Here is a 17,326-nt window from a genome sequence, read left to right on the forward strand (position 1 = left end):
CATCAAATTTTCCTCTAAGTGCCAATGCAAACTCATGCGAGTGAAACTGCAAGAGTGACGGGTCTAAAACATCTAGTATCTGCTCTATAAATTCCGGATGCTCTAAAACCGTTTTTATGAGTGTAAGCTCCCACATATCCTTATGACGGCTTCTATCATCAACAGGTTTGTTGGTGTTAGTGTTAGTTTGGTTAGTCAGTCTTACAAATGAGGGATTGATTCCCAATCTTTGCGCTAAATATGTTTTATATCTATCTTGGAGCATAGCAGAGAGGGTTTTAAGATAGCCGATTGCCTCTTGCATGCACACTTCTTTTGCTTTTGGGTCTGAGAGATTGTAGAGAGAGAGTATCTCATCTATAACAAACTCTATAAAAGGCTGAGGAGTTCTAAACATCTCTGAAAGCTCCTCTATTGCGCCCTTTTGTACCATATCCGCAGGATCTAAACCTGCCCCGAATATAACAACTCCGCCGCTAAATCCGCTTGCACTCAAAAGCTTTGAGGCTTTAAGCGCCGCCGCTCGCCCTGCTTTGTCTCCATCATACGCCATGACAACCTCAGGCTCGCCCTTTCTTAAAAGAGGCAGGTGCTCAGCTGTGAGTGCGGTACCAAGCGTTGCGACGGCGTTGTCAAATCCCGCCTGATGCAGCATAATAACATCAAGATAACCCTCTGTTATAACAATCTGTTTTGTTTTATGTATGCTCTGCCTTGCAAGATGATACGCATACAAAAGACGAGATTTATTAAAATATGGAGTTTCTGGAGAGTTTACATACTTTGCCTGATGTCCGGTTATGGTTCTGCCGCCAAAACCAACTATAGCACCGTTTGCGGAGTGAATCGGAAACATTATGCGTTCTATAAACCTAGCATAACTCTTTGCTCCATCACTTCCTATTACACCCATCTCAATTGCTTCACTCATATTTAAAAGTTCAGATTTTATATAGTTTATCGTGTTATTTGAATCAGGTGCATAGCCTATAAAAAACTTCTCCATGCTGCTATCATAGATACCACGCTCTTTGAGGTAAGAGAGTGCTGTTGGATTTTTAGTGAGCAGGTATTGATACCAGCTATTTATTTTTTCCATAAACTGTGAACGTGGTTTGTTCTTCTTTTCCTCACTGTAGGAGAGAGAGAAGTTGTGTGAAGAGGCAAGCTTCTCGAGAGCTTCTGGATAATTAAGCTTCTCATACTCCATAACAAACTTAATGCCATCACCGCCTGCGCCGCATCCAAAACAGTGGTATATCTGCTTAGAGGGGCTTACTACAAATGAAGCTGTTTTTTCATCATGAAAAGGGCATGGAGCTTTATAGTTTGCACCCGCTTTTCTAAGTTCCACATACGAACCTACTACATCAACAATGTCAAGGCGTGCCTTTAGGGCTTCTATGGAGTCTTGGGTAATCATGTGCGAATTATACAAAAATGTTCGTTAAAGAGAGTTTGGAAAAAGTTAGATAGAGGTCACTAAAACAGGTCACTCTAAGACCTATTTTAGAAGGAGAAATAAAATTTGAGATATCGGTAAATATCTCTACTCTCATGATCCGGTTAATCAATCTGAGTATTTGACTTCGGTATTGCGATAAACAATACTCTAAGCTTGGAGGACACCCAACGCTGCAACACGGCTAAAATGAACATAATTCATTTAACTTCCTCTGGCAAGAACGCATTACGCTCTTAAACTTTTAAATCGGACGAATCTTATCTGATTTAAAATCATGACTCATTGATTTGTATCAATTTTAAGAAAAATCTCTATCTCACTAATATAAAATTTTAGTTGAAGATATTTATGATACAATTCGACTCCAAAATTTTAAAGAAAGTAGGTGATGTGATATGCCAGGTATCGTACTACGCAGTGATGATAATTTTGATGCATCTTACCGCCGTTTCAAGAAGCAGACTGACCGTAACTTAATTGTTACTGAAGCTCGTGCTCGTCGTTTCCACGAAACGAAAACTGAAAAGCGCAAGAAGTTCTTAATAGCATCTCGTAAGAAAATGCTCAAGCGTCTTTATATGATGAGACGCTACGAATCACGCCTCTAATATAAGCCTTCGGGCTTATATTTTTTTTAGTCTTCAACTTTAACTACAGTTTCCCATACATCTCATTATAAAAAGACAACGCATGTCTATCGCTCATTGAAGCTATATAGTCGGCTATAACCCTATGTTTATTTCTGCTTTGCAGTTGCACGCGGTAAAAATTCGGCAACATCTTAGGCTCTTCATTTAATCCGCTATATAGACCTCGTATTGCCTGTTTTCCTGCAAACATCTTTATCATTATATCTTTGTGCTGATAGAGTTTTGAGAAGAGAATTTTTTTGAGTTTTTTTATCTCGGTTTCAAGTTTTGGCTCAAAACCGATAGGAAGCTCGCTCTTGCTATCAAGCGTCGCGCAGAGTATCCTAGAGTTATCAACTCTCTCTTTTGAGTACTCTATAAGCGAATAAACAAGACGGTTGATTAAATGCGAGACAAAGCGGTATCTAAACATCTCATCATCACGCTCCTCTACACCCTCGTTTTTCACCTTCTCCAGTATCTCTTTTATCAAATCACTCTCTTGCAGATCATCAAAACTAATCAATCCTGAATTTACACCATCATCTATATCATGGGTTATATATGCTATCTCATCTGCCCGGTCAACTATCATTGCCTCGATGCTGGGATGGGTATCGAGATTGAACTGCTCATCTATGACCGGAGGAAGAAAACTTTTTTTGTATGGATATGAGTGCTTAAGAATCCCCTCTAGAGTTGCAAAGGTAAGATTTAGACCGCTAAATCCATTGTATCTCTTCTCAAGCGATGAGACGACTCTAAAGCTTTGAAAATTATGCTCAAAACCGTTGCCAAATCCCTCCTGCTTCAAACACTCATCAAGCGTATCTCCGCCGATATGACCAAAAGGCGTGTGTCCCAAGTCATGTGAAAGAGCAATCGCTTCGGCGAGAGATTCGTTGAGTCCCAGATGAGAAGTTATAGAGCGGGCAATTTGGGATACCTCTATAGAGTGTGTAAGACGCGTGCGAAAAAAGTCACCCTCTTGATTTAAAAAAACCTGCGTTTTATACTCTAACTTTCTAAAACTCCCCGAGTGAATAACCCTGTCTCTATCTCTTGCATAGGGATTTCTAAAATCTTCGTCTATCTTGTAAAATCTATTGTGCGCTTGCATTTTATACCTCTGTTTTAAGCTTTTACAACTTGGTTTCTTCCTGCTTTTTTTGCCTTGTATAAGGCATTGTCTGCTCTTTTCATAACTGCAAACGGATCTCTGTCCTTTGAGCTTTTTTGCACAACGCCGGATGAGATATTTACATATATCGTCTTAGAGCTTTTTTTATTTCTGATGCTAAAGGGGCTCTTTGCGATTGCATCTCTTAATATATCCGTATGAGTATATGACTCATCTGCATCTTTTGAAGGAAAAAGAAGAACAAATTCTTCTCCTCCGTATCTATAAACTTTTCCGCCTCCGCCTACATTTGCCAGTCTTGAAGCGACCATCTTTAAGACCTCATCACCCGTATCGTGTCCGTATGTATCGTTAAACTTCTTAAAATGGTCAATATCTATCATAGCGAGTGAGTACTTTATTCCTAATTTTGCCATATCTTCTACCAGCGCTCTTCTCCCCGGAAGCGATGTAAGTTCATCGTAAAAAGCCAGGCGGTAAGACTCTCTTATGAGCAAAATAAAAATAATTACACCGATTGCCAACATTGAGAGATCGTAGGCATGAGCTGTTTTTATAAAATATAAACCCGCGTAAAAAGTCACGGTTATTACGAAAAAGGAGCTGTTGTAAATTAGATATCTATTAAATATCAAAAATGCACCCATTATAAATAGCACAAAGATTCCTATAGCAAACGAGAGATCCTGCAGCGGATAAAAAGAAGCGGCAAAGAGTTTTATCTTAAACAGAGCTATTAAACTATCGTTTGGATAAGCTACCAGGTATGACACGACTCCTATCTCAAGCAAAAAAAAGAGTATCTTTAAGATGCCCCAGATAGAGAAGAGTCCTCTCTCCCTCAGAGATAAAAATATAAGAAGATGAAGCGGATAAAGCAAAGAGACATATAAGAAGAGATCTGTTGCTTTTTTTGCGCTCAAATACTCAAACCCCGCATTTACTAACAGCAGCGGTACGACAATAAAAATAAATCTATTGCGGTTAAAGTGCCAAGAAACCCATAAAATAAGCACGCTTATGCCATAAAAAAGATATGGAACCAGATCAAATATAATCTCGGGTATCTTGGCTTCGTAATATGCGATAAAGAGAAATAGCAAAAATATAAAAAACGGTATTGATATATTTAGGAGTACTGATTTCAAAGAGTTCATATATTCCTTTTACATAAGCTTACCACTAGGCACTAAATTAGGCTTTTTTCAAAAACTCTGTTTTTAAGTAAATTTTTGTTCCGTTTACGCGCCCCTCTACGTGACCCTCTACGTCTTGTGGAATCGTGATATTTTTAACCATAGTACCTCTTTTTGCAGTAAAGCCGGCACCCTTAACCTCTAAATCTTTAATGATTACAACACTGTCCCCAGCATTTAAAACAACTCCGTTGGAGTCTTTTACCACTGCACTCTCGGATGCGCCCTTCAAGCCAGCCTGAGCCCAGTTTTTCACATCCTCCTCCATGTACATCATATCAACCAAATCTTCTCTTCCAAGAGCCTTTAGAAGTCTGTATGACATAACTACAACTGCAGGGACTTCGCTCCACATGCTGTCATTGAGGCAGTTAAAGTGTGTCTCATCCATTTTATCTGGATTTTGGATCTGCTCTTTGCATGTTGCACATACATATATCGACTGCTCTGCGCTTGCGTCAGATGGCGCTACTTCTAATGCGCTAAGCCCTTCGCTGCTTCCGCAAAGTTCACATACGCCACCACTTCTGGCTTCTAACTCTTTTTCTACGCTCATTCGTATATCCTTTAATTTATTTTTTAAACTCTATTATCTCTTCATCACTTGCAGGCTTTGTTTTTGTATTGTCAAAAGCTTTTTGTGCCTCTTCTTCATTGTAGTTTCTACACTCCTCAATTTTTTGAGGGTTATCGTTTGGTCCGATATTTTCACACATTGCAGCGTTAAACTCAAAATATGAGCATCCACTAAAGAGAAAACTTGCTATTAAAATATATTTCCACATAAACTCAACCTTTTTTGATTATTAAATCTAAATATTTCGACGGTGTCTTTCTCATCATCTCTTGCGCAAGCCATCTTATCTGAAAATATGCCGCACCGCTGTCTCTAAGTGTCAAATAATTTTTTAAACTGCGAAGATTAAAAGTAACTATCATATCAACTTTTACGTTATCGGTTATTATATGCTTAAAAGCATCTCCGACATTACGCTTCTTTTTTCCGCTCTCGAGTGCTTCAAAAAGTGCTTTTGGATTCCCTCTAAACTCTTCTAAAAACGCAAGTGAGCTTTTTGCTACAGCTATCTCATTGAAATTTTCTACTGCTTGAGATTGGAATTTCAGCTTATCATACATCGCCCCGATTTCAACTCTGTTGTACGCCTCATCACACGTTACAAACATATCAAAACTCAAAACTTTGTCTATAAAAAACTCTTTGTCTCCGGTTGTCTGTGAGGCGATAAAAGCGTTTATCACAGAGCTCATGGTATAACGCGTACTTCTAACGCTTATAGCCTGTATACGGTGGCGCGCATGCTCTTGAAGTACGCCTCTGCTTGTTCCTCTTATAAGAAAACTGAGATTTGCATGCTCTAAAATAGAGTGATGAAAATGGGTCCAAGCCAAATCATGAAGCAGATTCGACTCCTCTATATCATTTATCTTTTGACATGTTGAGTTATCCGGCATATTGCTTTCAATATATCTAATTGCCTCATTTTCACTGTTTTCAAATGAGTCATAGCATGTTCTAGCCGCCGCTTCAGCCACACCGATACCGGTCTCTTGCATTAAGACAACTTCTGGCTTTGAGTATTTAATACCGTACATCATTTGCATAGATTTATCCTGCTTTGTATTCATATTATTTTACAACAATAAGCTTAGAGTCACTTCTGAATTCCGTTTAAAATCGGAACAAAATCGCACTCTTCAAGCTCCTCTTTTTGTATGGAGCCACTCGTTTTTTTAAAACGTGTAATTATCTGTTTTGAGCCTGCCTGCATGGGAGCTATCAAAACTCCACCTTCACAAAGTTGCTCAAAAATTTTTGAAGGAATCTCTTTTGCCGTTGCCGAAAAAAGGATTCTGTCATATGGAGCATACTGAGCCCAGCCGTTTTGTCCGTCATCAAGCCTTGTGTGAATATTGGTAAAACCCAATTTTCTAAAACGCGCTTTTGCCTCTAAAATTAGAGGTTCTATTCTCTCTATGGTAAAAACTCCGCGAAAAAGATGCGACAAAACAGCTGCCTGGTAACCGCTTCCGCAACCTATCTCTAAAACCCTATCTGCACCTTTTGGCTCTAGATATTCCGTCATCTTCGCAACCGTCAAGGGAGAACTTATCCACTGCGATGAACCCATCGGCAGAGCATCCAATTTATATGCGTTATGTCTAAAACCTGCAGGAACAAACTCCTCCCTGCTTGTTTTAGCGATTGCATTTTTAACACTCTCGCTTAAAGAGAATTTCTTGTGACACTCATCCGCTAATTTTGCTGTTTTTGTCGCGGTAATTCTATCCAATCTCTACATCCATATATCGTCTCATTTTAACTATCTCTTTTTCATCATATTTAATCTCTAAACAAGCCATATTTCCATTTCTTACATCTTCGCCATGCGGAGTTATTATTCCGCTCATTTTTGTACACTCTTCATTTTGTGAATCGCTTGCAACAACATAACATTGGTTTATAATGGCAAGTGCCTGCGTCAGTACTTTAAAATGCTCTGTTCTTAAAACTCCCCACCATGAGGGAACGGCTATAACATCGCACCCTTCAAGTTTTTGCCAAAAATCTTTAAAACGGAGTTCAAAGCAGATTAAAATACCAATTTTTATACCATCAATTTCCACAATCCTGATATCATCGCCGCTTCCCTCAGCCATGTATATCTGCTCATCACCAAAACGAAATAGCTTTGCCTTTGCTCTCTCATATACGATTTCACCATTATAAAATATCTTGGCAAAATTGAAAACTTCATCACCTCTTTTCTCAAGCATGCTAAGAATGATTATCTTCTTTTTTGAGGCACTTTTGAGCTCTTCGTTGGCTACATGGGAAAACTCTATCGCCGCATCATAGTTTTCATAGTCAAAACCCGTTAGACAAACTTCGGGAGCGACGATTAGAGATTTTTCGGGAGTTTTATCTACTAACGCCAAAAGTGTTTCTAAATTGGCGTTATAATTTTTTGTCGTTTTAAAAAGAAGCGAGCAGAGTCTATATTCGCTCTGCTTAGAAGTCGTCGTCAAAGCTTAAGCTTCCTTTTGAATAATTAGCAACTGTTCCCTCAAAAAAGTTTGTCTTTTGGTCATTAAACTTTGAGAAGTCGTCAACCCATTTTATAGGATTTGTCACGTTATAGAGCTTAGCAAACCCGACACTTGCGAGTCTGTCATCGGCTAGATATTGTATATACTGCTCTATAATCGAATCCGTAAGACCTAAAACCTGCCCGCCTGTTATATATCTTCCCCAATCCGTCTCAAGTCTGACCGCCTCTTTAAACATCTCTATAACTTCACCCTTGAGCTGCTCGGTAAAAAGATCTGGCCTCTCTTTTCTAAGCGAATTTATAAGATTTTGGAAAAGTACCAAATGCGTCACTTCATCTCTTTGGATAAAGCGAATCATCTGTGCGGAACCAAGCATTTTACCGCTTCTTGCAAGCGTATATATGTAGGCAAAACCGCTGTAAAAGTAGATGCCCTCAAGTATCTGGTTTGCAAAACATGCTTTTACAAAGTTGTGTTCTGTCGGGTTTTTAGAGAGTTCCTCATAAACAGCCGCGATTGCGTCGTTCTTGCTCTTTAGCATCATGTCGCGTCGCCAAAGATCATAAATCTCTTTGGAGTTTGCAGAGATACTATCAACCATAACGGCATAACTTTGAGAGTGAAGCGCCTCTTCATAAGCCTGACGAACCAAAATAAGATTAATCTCCGGAGATGTTACATAGGGATTTATATTGTCCATAATATTGTTTGTTTGCAGAGAATCCATAAATATAAGCTGTGAGAGCGCTTTATCGTAAGCTGCTTTTTCAACATCGGTTATCTGCTTGTAGTCGCTAACGTCGCGCGTCATATCAACCTCTTTTGGAAACCATGTGTTGTTTAACATCATCTCCCAAAGATTGTATGCCCACTGGTATTTTATATCGTTTAGCTCAAATATTCCGGTTGGATTGCCGCCAAATATTCGTCTATCATTTACACTTTCATTTGATTCAGGATTGTATATCTTTTTTCTGTTCATCTCTTCTCCTAAAATTCAGTATAGGATTATATCTTTATGAAGATTTTTTTTTGATAAAAGCAATATTATAAATTTTACTCAAATAAAATATCTCTATCTTGCATAAAATTTTATAGCGTATAATGGAACAAATCTAAATAAGGAGTAGTGTGTGAAAAATTTTATAGTTTTCATACTCATAATAATTAACATGAATGCATCTGAACTAAAACCATGGAGTTCAAAAATCGAAAAACTTAGCCAAGAGGAGAAAAGTGTAATCATCAACAAAGGTACTGAGCGACCTTTTTCAGGAAAATACACAAATGAAAAATCAAGAGGAGTCTATACATGTAAAGTCTGCGATGCTCCACTTTATGACTCCGGTGATAAGTTCGATTCCGGCTCCGGTTGGCCAAGCTTTGATGATGCCATAGAGGGTGCTATCAAGAGAATTCCCGATGCGGATGGCAGAAGAGTAGAGATAGTCTGCGCCAACTGCGGAGCACATCTGGGTCATGTCTTTGAAGGCGAGGGTTTTACATCCAAAAACACAAGGCACTGCGTAAATTCAATATCTCTTAACCTTGTAAAAAAGCCGGACATTAAAGATGAAAATCTATCCTATGCATATTTTGCGGGAGGATGTTTTTGGGGAGTGGAGTACTACTTGCAAAAACTTGATGGCGTAAAAGAGGTGATCTCAGGATTTATGGGCGGGCATATAAAAAACCCGAGCTACTACGAGGTTGTCCGATCAAACACTGGACATCTTGAAGCCGTCAAAGTTGTTTATGACAACAAGCTAATCTCATACGAAGAGATTGCTAAAACATTTTTTGAGATACATGACCCTACACAAACAGATGGTCAGGGTCCAGATATTGGAGAGCAGTATCTCTACGCAGTGTTTGTAAGCAGTGAAGAGGAGAGAAAAATAGTTGAGGCTCTTATTGAAAAGCTTGAAGCTAACGGATATAAAGTTGCCACAAAAATACTCAACAGCTCTGAGTTTTATGCGGCTGATGAGAGTCATCAAGACTACTATGACAAAAAAGGGAGTGAGCCTTATTGTCATGGGTATGTAAAAAGATTTTAGCGCTTCAAAAAAGCAGCTCTAATCTCCTTCTACCTCTTTTTTTATCTTATTTTCATCATATCCCTCTGTCCCACGGGACTTACTAAAATCCCGTGCAGATTTATCGAGTGACTCTATCACTTCGTCTTTGTATTTTGTGGCGGTATTGCCCGTTTCATGTGAATATATTATATAAACACCGACTGCCAAGACGAGAAACATCAGCTTAAAACTATTGCCACGATAAAGGGCAAAAGCCATTATAACAACTACAAGAAGGGATACTAGATACAGAGTTCCATCCATTGCTTATCCTTTTGAAGTAAATATTTAATATTTTTTTATGGGACAGTATAGCAAAATTAAGATTATTTATGAGGATTTTCCACACATGATAACATGTGTGGAAAATAGGAGATTATTTACGAATGTGTCTTTTTCTTTCGCTTTCAGTCAAGAACTTTTTACGAATACGGATGCTCTTAGGAGTTACTTCTAAAAGCTCATCATCCTCTATCCACTCCAGTGCACGCTCTAGTGACATGTCACGAGGTGGAATAAGTTTAATAGCTTCGTCTGCGCCGCTTGAGCGAACGTTTGACTGTGCTTTCCCTTTAATAGGATTTACTACTAAATCGTTTGAACGTGAGTGCTCACCGATAATCATACCTTCGTATACTTTTGTTTGCGGTCCTATAAAAAGAACTCCGCGATCTTGAATATTGAAAAGTGAATACGCTAAAGTTTCGCCGTTTTCCATACTTATAAGCGCACCGTAACTTCTTGATTCAACGCTTCCGCTGTATGGACGGAAATCCAAGAATGAGTGGTTCATAATACCTTCACCCTTTGTATCTGTCAAGAACTGTCCTCTAAAACCTATAAGTGCACGAGCCGGGATTTCAAACTCGATTCTTTGGAAACCTTGCCCCATCGGAACCATAGATTTCATCTCAGCTTTACGCTTGCCAAGTTTTTCAATTACCGAACCGCTTAAGTTTTCTGGAACGTCAATCACTAAATGCTCAAACGGTTCACACTTAACACCTTCAATTTCTCTAACGATTACTTCCGGACGAGATACACCAAATTCGAAATTTTCGCGGCGCATATTTTCAGCAAGAATTGTAATCTGAAGCTCACCACGTCCTGAAACTTTGAATTTACCCTCACCGACAACTTCAAGTTTCATTGCAACGTTAGTCGTCATTTCAAACTCTAAACGCTCTTTTAGTTTGTTTGAAGTTACGTGCTTACCTTCTTGACCGGCAAGTGGTGAATCATTTACAGAAAATACAACTGTTAAAGTTGGCTCTTCAATGTGCATTGGGTCAAGTGGCATAGGATTTTTAGGATCACATACCGTATCTCCAACATCAACAGTCTCTAAACCTGCGAATGCTACGATATCTCCAGCTTCTGCCTCTTGAATCTCCATACGGTTAAGACCGTGGAAACCAATAAGCTTACTAATTTTACCTTTTACCATTTCACCATCAGCTTTTGCAAGCATAATGTTGTCACCTTTTTTGATAACACCGTTAAAAATACGAGAAATACCTATTTTACCGACATAGTTATCGTAGTCAAGTGTAAATACTTGAGCTTGAGTCGGATTTTCTCTATCACCTTCTGGCTCAGGAATATGCTTTAAAATAGTTTCAAAGATGCACTCAAAGTTTCCATCAGGATCCGCCATGTCAAGCTTAGCTATACCATCTCTTGCTGCTGCATAGATAATAGGGAAGTCTTGTTGATCATCAGTTGCACCCATTGCAGCGAATAGGTCAAACATCTCATCTACAACACGATCCGGTTCAGCAGAGGGCTTGTCAATCTTGTTAATAACAACAATCGGCTTTTTACCAAGTGCCAACATCTTCTTAACAACGAACTTAGTTTGAGGCATAACACCCTCATAAGCATCAACTAGAACTAAAACACCATCTACCATCTTAAGAACACGCTCAACTTCTCCACCGAAGTCAGCGTGACCCGGAGTATCAATAATGTTAATCTTGTAATCTTTATAACGAATAGCCGTATTCTTAGAAAGAATCGTGATTCCACGCTCTCTTTCTAAATCGTTGCTATCCATTGCTCTTTCATCATGTTGCTCATGAGCTCCATATGTTCCCGACTGTTCTAATAATCCATCAACCAATGTAGTTTTACCATGGTCAACATGGGCTATAACTGCAATATTTCTAATCTTTTGCACGAGGCTTCCTTCTTTGGCTTCTTAAACATGAAACCAAGATAAAAATTTTCGCGATTATACCTTAAATAATGTTATATCTATGTAAAAGTAGTGTTATAATACATTTAAAAGCAAGAGAGTTGTTCATTTTTAGGAGTTATATGATTTATTATCCAAATAAACTAGATACTATTTTTGAAAAACTAAAGAGTTGCGGTATTAAGCCTATTATTGTTGGCGGGTATATCAGGGACTATCTTGCTAAGATTGAGTCAAAAGATATAGATATTGAAATTTACGGCATATCATCTTTTTCAGAGTTGCAAAACATACTAAAAGAGTTTGGCAGTGTTAATGTCGTGGGAAAAAGTTTTGGGGTTTGTAAACTATACTTTGAAGAGTACGATTTAGACTTCTCATTTCCAAGAATCGACAACAAAGTTCAATCAGGACATCGAGGATTTGAGATATCTATAGACACAACACTTGATTTTAAAACAGCAACATCAAGAAGAGATTTTACGATTAACTCTGTAGGTTATGATGTTATAGAGAGAAAAATATTAGACCCATTCGGCGGAATTAAAGATTTTGAGAACAAAATACTTAAAGCCGTAAATTTAGAAAGTTTTGGAGAGGACCCTCTTAGAGTTTTAAGAGCTGTTCAATTTGCTACAAGATTTGAGCTTAAAATTGAAGATGATCTTTTTTCTATATGTAAAGATATGGTCTTAAGCGGAATGTTAAACGAGCTTCCAAAAGAGAGAATATTTGAGGAGATAAAAAAACTTCTTCTTTACGCAAAAAAACCATCACGCGGATTTGAACTCTTAAAAGAGTTTGGAAGTGACCTTTATACTCAAAATATCTCCGTAATTGATGAGGTTGCAAAACAGCGAACAACTGACAATCAAACAAACATCATCTTAATGTTAGCAGCTCTTTGTTATAACTTTTCTCAAAAAGAGGCGCAAGATTTTATAGAAAAAATAACTTATGAAAAAGAGCTTTTACAAAGATCCCTTCTGCTTGTAAAAAAATGTAGTGAGATAGATACTCTTTATAAAAGCAGTATAAGCGACTATCATATATATAAACTCGCTGCTGAATTAAATATAGATGAACTCCTTATTTTAAGCAGTTCAATCTACTTTGCAAATCACAATTCTGAAATTTACAGAGCCGGCGAAGAGATAAAAAAAAGAGCCAGAGAGCTCAATATACTCAACAAAAAACTTCCAGCCATTTTAATGGGAAGAGATATTTTAGAGCTTGGAATTGAACCCTCACCTCTCTTTTCAGAGATTTTGAACGAAGCTTATGAAGCTCAAATGCATGGTAAATTTAAAAATCGTAAAGACGCTCTTCTTTGGCTAAAAGAGTATCTAAATTCTTGAGCTGTCTATCTCTATAACAGTATGAACATTTCCTCTAGGATTATAATCAGCCACTATTTTCATATATTTTGGTTTTAATTTTCTCTCTAAAACACTATATATCTCATTTGCACTATTTTCATGAGAGATATGTCTCTCTCTAAATGAGTTTATATAGAGCTTTACAGCTTTTAACTCTACAACCCACTCATCAGGCGTATACTCCAAATATATTGTTGCATAATCAGGATATCCGCTTCTAGGACATAGACATGAAAACTCCGGAAGTGTCATCTTTATAAGATAATTTCTCTTATGCTCATTTGGCCAAATTTCCAAATCTTTCTCTACATCAAACTCTTGAATAATTTTTTCACCGTATTTCATACTAACTCCTGTTATTTTCATTTTTATCTAAAGGCGCTATATATCTGCCCTGCATATAATCAATTTTTAACTCTTTTGCCATAGTATAACTACTCTGGCTCTCAATCATCTTTACCCATGTCTTAACACCCTTTTCATGCGCCATAACACTAAAACCGCTTATAATATTTTTATACTCTTTCTCTTCGCTCTCTTTCGTATAATATGGATCTATTCTTACAATATCAATATCCAGATCACGCAGATATAAAAAGCTTGTATGCAGGGAACCAAGTCTGTCTAGCGCAATAAGAACCCCTAAGTTTCTAAGTTGTTGTAAGATAGCATTAAACTTCTCTATTCTTGGATAGTACTCACTCTCCTCAAATATCAATATAATTCTATTTTTCACACACTCGTTTTTTGCAAAAATCTCTTTTATCTTTGTTAAGACCGTATAATTTCTAAGAGAAGTAGGAGAGATGTGAATGGCAAACTTACCTTTATCTGACCTCTTGCACATCTTGAGTATTTTTTCTAAAACAATAAGATCATAATCACCCATCAATCTCAGTTTATCCAAAATTTTCATATAATTTTTTTGATGAATGATTGTCCCATCTTCTCTCTTTAGCTTAATAAAACACTCTTTAAAGAGTTCACTCTCATTTTCAAAAATGCTTTGTGTATAGATCAATAGATCTTCTCTTTTAATGGCATTTATAACACCGTATTCAAGTTCATTTGGATTTACTTCATCAGTACTTTCAAGTGCTGATTTGGAGTCTCTGTTATTAATCTGTAACTCAAAAAGATTCTCTATCAAATAATCAATATCTCTTGAAAATTTTGTATCATTTATAGCTCCCGATATCTGCACTTCAATATCATCAATCTTAAAATCTTCACTCTTTAAGCACATTAGCTCTAAAATTGTTTTATATTGACTCTTATCTCCGCTAAGCCCGATAATAAAATCACCACCTTTTATGCGTCCGATAGGAAAGTTATATATATCTTTTGATTTTAGGTAATCAGCTAGCCAATCAATTGTTTTAGAGAGTACTTTATCACCGTTTTTTATACCATAACGGCTATTTATCTCATAAAGATTATCAACACTTAAAAGTACAAGCGTATACTCTTTAGACTCATTTATCTCTTTTTTTAGGTACTCATACATATACTCTCTTGTAAAAGCTTTTGAGATACTATCCGTTATTTTAGTATCAAACCCCTTGTATATAAGGTAGAAAATAAAATAGATACTAAATACTAAAACTAAAATTGATTCAACGTAAAATGATGTGCTTAAGGTGTCTTGGCTGGTTATAAAAGTATGGAGAACTAAAGCAACTATAAGAGCAAAAATAGGAAGTACCATTCTAAGTGCTAACTTAAAACGGTACTCTCTCTCTTTAATCTCTGGAAGTAGCATATAGTTTAAATATTAAACATCTAAATGTTTAACGTCTTTTGCATGTGTTTGAATATAGTTACGACGAGGTTCAACTTCATCACCCATAAAGAGAGTAAATGTATCGCTTGCAAGTTCTGCATCTTCAATAGCAACTTGCAGTAAAACTCTATTTTCAGGTGTCATTGTAGTCTCCCAAAGCTGATCTGGATTCATCTCTCCAAGACCTTTATAACGTTGGATATATGCACCTTTTTTAGCATAATCGATAATATTATTTAATACTTTTAAAACATCATCTTTAAAATCTAAATTCCAATCCTTTATTTTTCCATAGACATAACTCGCTTCACAAAAGTGCGGCGCTGCAAATAGCTCATCATTTATAAATAACTCTTCCATTCCATCTTTTGTCTGTACAAAAATATGAATTGAATCTTCAGTAATTGTTTTGGTAAGGATATTATTTCCTTTGTTAGTCAAAAACTCTTCAACTTTTTTATACATACTTTTTATATCAAGACCTATAAGATCAGGATTTTCTATGAAATGGCGTATAAGCTCTACAAGTGCATATCTTCTCTCAAGAGCCTCTAATGAACCTCTATAGTGATCGACCATCCTAAAGTATGAGACCAAATCGTTGTGCCCTACAGTTTGCTCTTCTAAAGACTCTATTCCGTTGTCAATCAAAAAGTCATTCATTTGGCGATCATCTTTGAAGTAAATCTCTTTTTTGCCTTTTTTATAGCGATAAAGAGGCGGTTGTGCTAGATAGAGATACCCGTTTTCAATAACTTCACGAAAATGACGGAAGAAAAATGTAAGAAGCAGCGTTTGAATATGTGAACCATCAACGTCGGCATCCGTCATTATGATGATTTTATGGTAACGAAGCTTCTCTTCATTATACTCATCACCTATGCCACAGCCCATAGCCGTAATCATATTTGTAATCTCTTCAGATTTTAAAATCTTGTCAAGTCTTGCTTTTTCAACATTTAAAATCTTACCTTTTAGCGGTAAAATTGCTTGAAAAACTCTATCGCGTCCCATCTTTGCAGAGCCGCCCGCAGAGTCGCCCTCCACTAGGTAAAGTTCACAGATAGAAGCGTCTTTGCTTTGACAATCTGCAAGTTTTCCAGGAAGTGTTCCTACACTCATAGAGTCTTTTCTACGTGTTAATTCTCTTGCTTTTTTAGCAGCTTCACGACCGCGTGCCGCCATAAGAGATTTTGCAACAATCGATTTTGCTTCGATTGGGTTTTCTTCAAAGTATTTACTTAAAAGTTCATATGTTGCTTTTTGAACTAACGGTCTTACATAAGTATTTCCAAGTTTACCTTTTGTTTGTCCCTCAAATTGAGGTTCTGGAACACGAGCTGAAACAATAGCAATAAGACCTTCGCCAGTATCTTCGCCGCTTATTTTTACATCTTTCTCTTTAGCGGCTCCGTTTTGAGAGTTGTAGTTTGATATAGCTCGCGTAAGGGCCGCACGAAATCCAGCTTCATGTGTTCCGCCGTTTGGAGTACGTATATTATTCACAAAAGAGTAAATTTTTTCTTCATAAGAGTCGTTGTACATAAGCGCTACGTCAAACTCTATATCTTCAATCTTTGAACTAAATTCAAAAACTTTTGCAACTTCTTGTTTTTTATTTAAATCTGCAACATATTGCGCTATACCGCCTTCAAAGTGGTATATTTGCGAAACATTAGTTCTTTCATCATTGAAGTTAATTGTTATAAATGGATTAAGGTATGCAAGTTCTTTAAATCTTCTAGCTAAATAGTCAAACTCAAAAATTATTGTTTCAGTAAATATACTAGGATCTGGAGCAAACTCTATTGTAGTACCTGATTTGCGAGTTTTACCGATGATTTTTAAAGGTTCCTGAGGTATACCTTTTTTAAAATCCTGCTCATTAATTTCACCATTTCTATAAATAGTCATCTTTAGTTCTGAAGATAGAGCATTTACGACTGAAACACCTACACCGTGGAGACCACCGGAAACTTTATAGGTATCTTTATCAAATTTACCGCCGGCATGAAGAACAGTTAAAACAACAGTAGCGGCACTTATCCCTTCGCCTGGATGTATATCGGTAGGAATACCGCGCCCGTTGTCAGACACTTTACATGTGCCATTTTTTGTAAGAGTTACATTGATGGTATCACAGTGACCGGCCATTGCTTCATCAATAGAGTTATCAATAACTTCATAAACTAAATGATGTAAACCTCTATGACCCGTATCGCCTATGTACATACCGGGTCGTTTACGAACTGCTTCTAATCCCTTTAGGACTTTAATATTACTAGCGCCGTAATTTTCCATTCAATACTCCATTATAACTTTGTTACATAATTGGAGATATTTTATCTAATTTATTCTAAAAGAAAGTTTTATACTATCTGAT

The 17,326-nt window shown here is 37.1% G+C and carries 17 protein-coding genes; 3 read left to right on the plus strand and 14 right to left on the minus strand.

Going from position 1 to position 17,326, the window contains the following annotated elements:
- Positions 1-1,423, minus strand: a 1,423-nt coding sequence (gene dnaG / locus RQ763_RS02310) for a DNA primase (RefSeq protein ID WP_409932345.1), incomplete at its 3' end; no start/stop codon positions are given.
- Between the two features lie 437 nt (positions 1,424-1,860).
- On the opposite strand from dnaG, the gene rpsU reads away from it, so the two are divergent.
- Positions 1,861-2,073 carry a 30S ribosomal protein S21 gene (gene rpsU, locus RQ763_RS02315; RefSeq protein WP_011371658.1) on the plus strand — a complete coding sequence of 71 codons (213 nt, stop codon included), beginning with the start codon at positions 1,861-1,863 and terminating at the stop codon, positions 2,071-2,073.
- 43 nt (positions 2,074-2,116) lie between these two features.
- Here rpsU and RQ763_RS02320 read toward each other — a convergent pair whose 3' ends face one another.
- The 8 genes from RQ763_RS02320 to RQ763_RS02355 are packed head-to-tail and all read right to left on the minus strand — an operon-like array spanning position 2,117 to position 8,485.
- Positions 2,117-3,214 (minus strand): dGTP triphosphohydrolase, encoded by a 1,098-nt coding sequence (locus RQ763_RS02320; RefSeq protein WP_314150908.1) that lies wholly within the window; start codon positions 3,212-3,214, stop codon positions 2,117-2,119.
- 14 nt (positions 3,215-3,228) lie between these two features.
- Positions 3,229-4,392 carry a GGDEF domain-containing protein gene (locus tag RQ763_RS02325; RefSeq protein WP_314150909.1) on the minus strand — a complete coding sequence of 388 codons (1,164 nt, stop codon included), beginning with the start codon at positions 4,390-4,392 and terminating at the stop codon, positions 3,229-3,231.
- 37 nt (positions 4,393-4,429) lie between these two features.
- Positions 4,430-4,987 (minus strand): PhnA domain-containing protein, encoded by a 558-nt coding sequence (locus RQ763_RS02330; RefSeq protein ID WP_314150911.1) that lies wholly within the window; start codon positions 4,985-4,987, stop codon positions 4,430-4,432.
- Positions 4,988-5,003: 16 nt separating this feature from the next.
- Positions 5,004-5,216 (minus strand): hypothetical protein, encoded by a 213-nt coding sequence (locus RQ763_RS02335; RefSeq protein WP_314150912.1) that lies wholly within the window; start codon positions 5,214-5,216, stop codon positions 5,004-5,006.
- Between the two features lie 4 nt (positions 5,217-5,220).
- On the minus strand, positions 5,221-6,054 hold the full coding sequence (locus RQ763_RS02340) for an FAD-dependent thymidylate synthase (protein WP_314150914.1): 834 nt from the start codon (positions 6,052-6,054) through the stop codon (positions 5,221-5,223).
- Between the two features lie 50 nt (positions 6,055-6,104).
- On the minus strand, positions 6,105-6,743 hold the full coding sequence (locus RQ763_RS02345) for a protein-L-isoaspartate(D-aspartate) O-methyltransferase (RefSeq protein ID WP_314150915.1): 639 nt from the start codon (positions 6,741-6,743) through the stop codon (positions 6,105-6,107).
- Entirely contained in the window at positions 6,736-7,479 is a 744-nt protein-coding gene (locus RQ763_RS02350; RefSeq protein ID WP_314150917.1) for a carbon-nitrogen hydrolase family protein, read from the minus strand. Before RQ763_RS02350 ends, RQ763_RS02345 begins: the two co-directional genes overlap by 8 nt.
- The gene (locus tag RQ763_RS02355; RefSeq protein WP_314150919.1) at positions 7,463-8,485 is read right to left on the minus strand and encodes a ribonucleotide-diphosphate reductase subunit beta; all 1,023 of its coding nucleotides are present in this window, start codon (positions 8,483-8,485) and stop codon (positions 7,463-7,465) included. The genes RQ763_RS02350 and RQ763_RS02355 overlap by 17 nt, the downstream gene beginning before the upstream one ends.
- 190 nt (positions 8,486-8,675) lie before the next feature.
- On the opposite strand from RQ763_RS02355, the gene RQ763_RS02360 reads away from it, so the two are divergent.
- A complete protein-coding gene (locus tag RQ763_RS02360) occupies positions 8,676-9,563 on the plus strand; it encodes a bifunctional methionine sulfoxide reductase B/A protein (RefSeq protein WP_409932346.1) in 888 nt (295 codons plus the stop codon).
- Positions 9,564-9,581: 18 nt separating this feature from the next.
- On the opposite strand, the gene RQ763_RS02365 is transcribed toward RQ763_RS02360, so the two are convergent.
- Positions 9,582-9,848 carry a hypothetical protein gene (locus RQ763_RS02365; RefSeq protein ID WP_314150920.1) on the minus strand — a complete coding sequence of 89 codons (267 nt, stop codon included), beginning with the start codon at positions 9,846-9,848 and terminating at the stop codon, positions 9,582-9,584.
- A gap of 112 nt (positions 9,849-9,960) precedes the next feature.
- Positions 9,961-11,763 (minus strand): translational GTPase TypA, encoded by a 1,803-nt coding sequence (typA, locus tag RQ763_RS02370; RefSeq protein WP_314150922.1) that lies wholly within the window; start codon positions 11,761-11,763, stop codon positions 9,961-9,963.
- Positions 11,764-11,903: 140 nt separating this feature from the next.
- Between typA and RQ763_RS02375 the strand changes: the two genes are divergently transcribed.
- Entirely contained in the window at positions 11,904-13,139 is a 1,236-nt protein-coding gene (locus RQ763_RS02375) for a CCA tRNA nucleotidyltransferase (protein ID WP_314150924.1), read from the plus strand.
- Here RQ763_RS02375 and queF read toward each other — a convergent pair.
- From queF to gyrB, 3 genes are read right to left on the minus strand one after another with little or no spacing between them, the layout of a single operon-like run.
- Positions 13,128-13,505, minus strand: coding sequence for a preQ(1) synthase (gene queF / locus RQ763_RS02380; RefSeq protein ID WP_314150925.1), 378 nt, complete (start codon positions 13,503-13,505; stop codon positions 13,128-13,130). The two genes, RQ763_RS02375 and queF, sit on opposite strands and share 12 nt — an antisense overlap.
- A gap of 1 nt (position 13,506) precedes the next feature.
- The gene (locus RQ763_RS02385; RefSeq protein ID WP_314150926.1) at positions 13,507-14,922 is read right to left on the minus strand and encodes a GGDEF domain-containing protein; all 1,416 of its coding nucleotides are present in this window, start codon (positions 14,920-14,922) and stop codon (positions 13,507-13,509) included.
- Between the two features lie 12 nt (positions 14,923-14,934).
- Positions 14,935-17,244 (minus strand): DNA topoisomerase (ATP-hydrolyzing) subunit B, encoded by a 2,310-nt coding sequence (gene gyrB / locus RQ763_RS02390; RefSeq protein WP_314150927.1) that lies wholly within the window; start codon positions 17,242-17,244, stop codon positions 14,935-14,937.
- Positions 17,245-17,326: the final 82 nt, after the last annotated feature.

The sequence above is a fragment of the Sulfurimonas sp. genome (assembly GCF_032250635.1).
Classification (GTDB): domain Bacteria; phylum Campylobacterota; class Campylobacteria; order Campylobacterales; family Sulfurimonadaceae; genus Sulfurimonas.

Bases quoted from the DNA above. Each gene is read 5' to 3' on its own strand.
- rpsU (WP_011371658.1), top strand. From the start codon at position 1,861: ATGCCAGGTATCGTACTACGCAGTGATGATAATTTTGATGCATCTTAC.
- RQ763_RS02320 (WP_314150908.1), bottom strand. From the start codon at position 3,214: ATGCAAGCGCACAATAGATTTTACAAGATAGACGAAGATTTTAGAAAT.
- RQ763_RS02325 (WP_314150909.1), bottom strand. From the start codon at position 4,392: ATGAACTCTTTGAAATCAGTACTCCTAAATATATCAATACCGTTTTTT.
- RQ763_RS02330 (WP_314150911.1), bottom strand. From the start codon at position 4,987: ATGAGCGTAGAAAAAGAGTTAGAAGCCAGAAGTGGTGGCGTATGTGAA.
- RQ763_RS02335 (WP_314150912.1), bottom strand. From the start codon at position 5,216: ATGTGGAAATATATTTTAATAGCAAGTTTTCTCTTTAGTGGATGCTCA.
- RQ763_RS02340 (WP_314150914.1), bottom strand. From the start codon at position 6,054: ATGCAAATGATGTACGGTATTAAATACTCAAAGCCAGAAGTTGTCTTA.
- RQ763_RS02355 (WP_314150919.1), bottom strand. From the start codon at position 8,485: ATGAACAGAAAAAAGATATACAATCCTGAATCAAATGAAAGTGTAAAT.
- RQ763_RS02360 (WP_409932346.1), top strand. From the start codon at position 8,676: ATGAATGCATCTGAACTAAAACCATGGAGTTCAAAAATCGAAAAACTT.
- RQ763_RS02365 (WP_314150920.1), bottom strand. From the start codon at position 9,848: ATGGATGGAACTCTGTATCTAGTATCCCTTCTTGTAGTTGTTATAATG.
- RQ763_RS02375 (WP_314150924.1), top strand. From the start codon at position 11,904: ATGATTTATTATCCAAATAAACTAGATACTATTTTTGAAAAACTAAAG.
- queF (WP_314150925.1), bottom strand. From the start codon at position 13,505: ATGAAATACGGTGAAAAAATTATTCAAGAGTTTGATGTAGAGAAAGAT.
- RQ763_RS02385 (WP_314150926.1), bottom strand. From the start codon at position 14,922: ATGCTACTTCCAGAGATTAAAGAGAGAGAGTACCGTTTTAAGTTAGCA.
- gyrB (WP_314150927.1), bottom strand. From the start codon at position 17,244: ATGGAAAATTACGGCGCTAGTAATATTAAAGTCCTAAAGGGATTAGAA.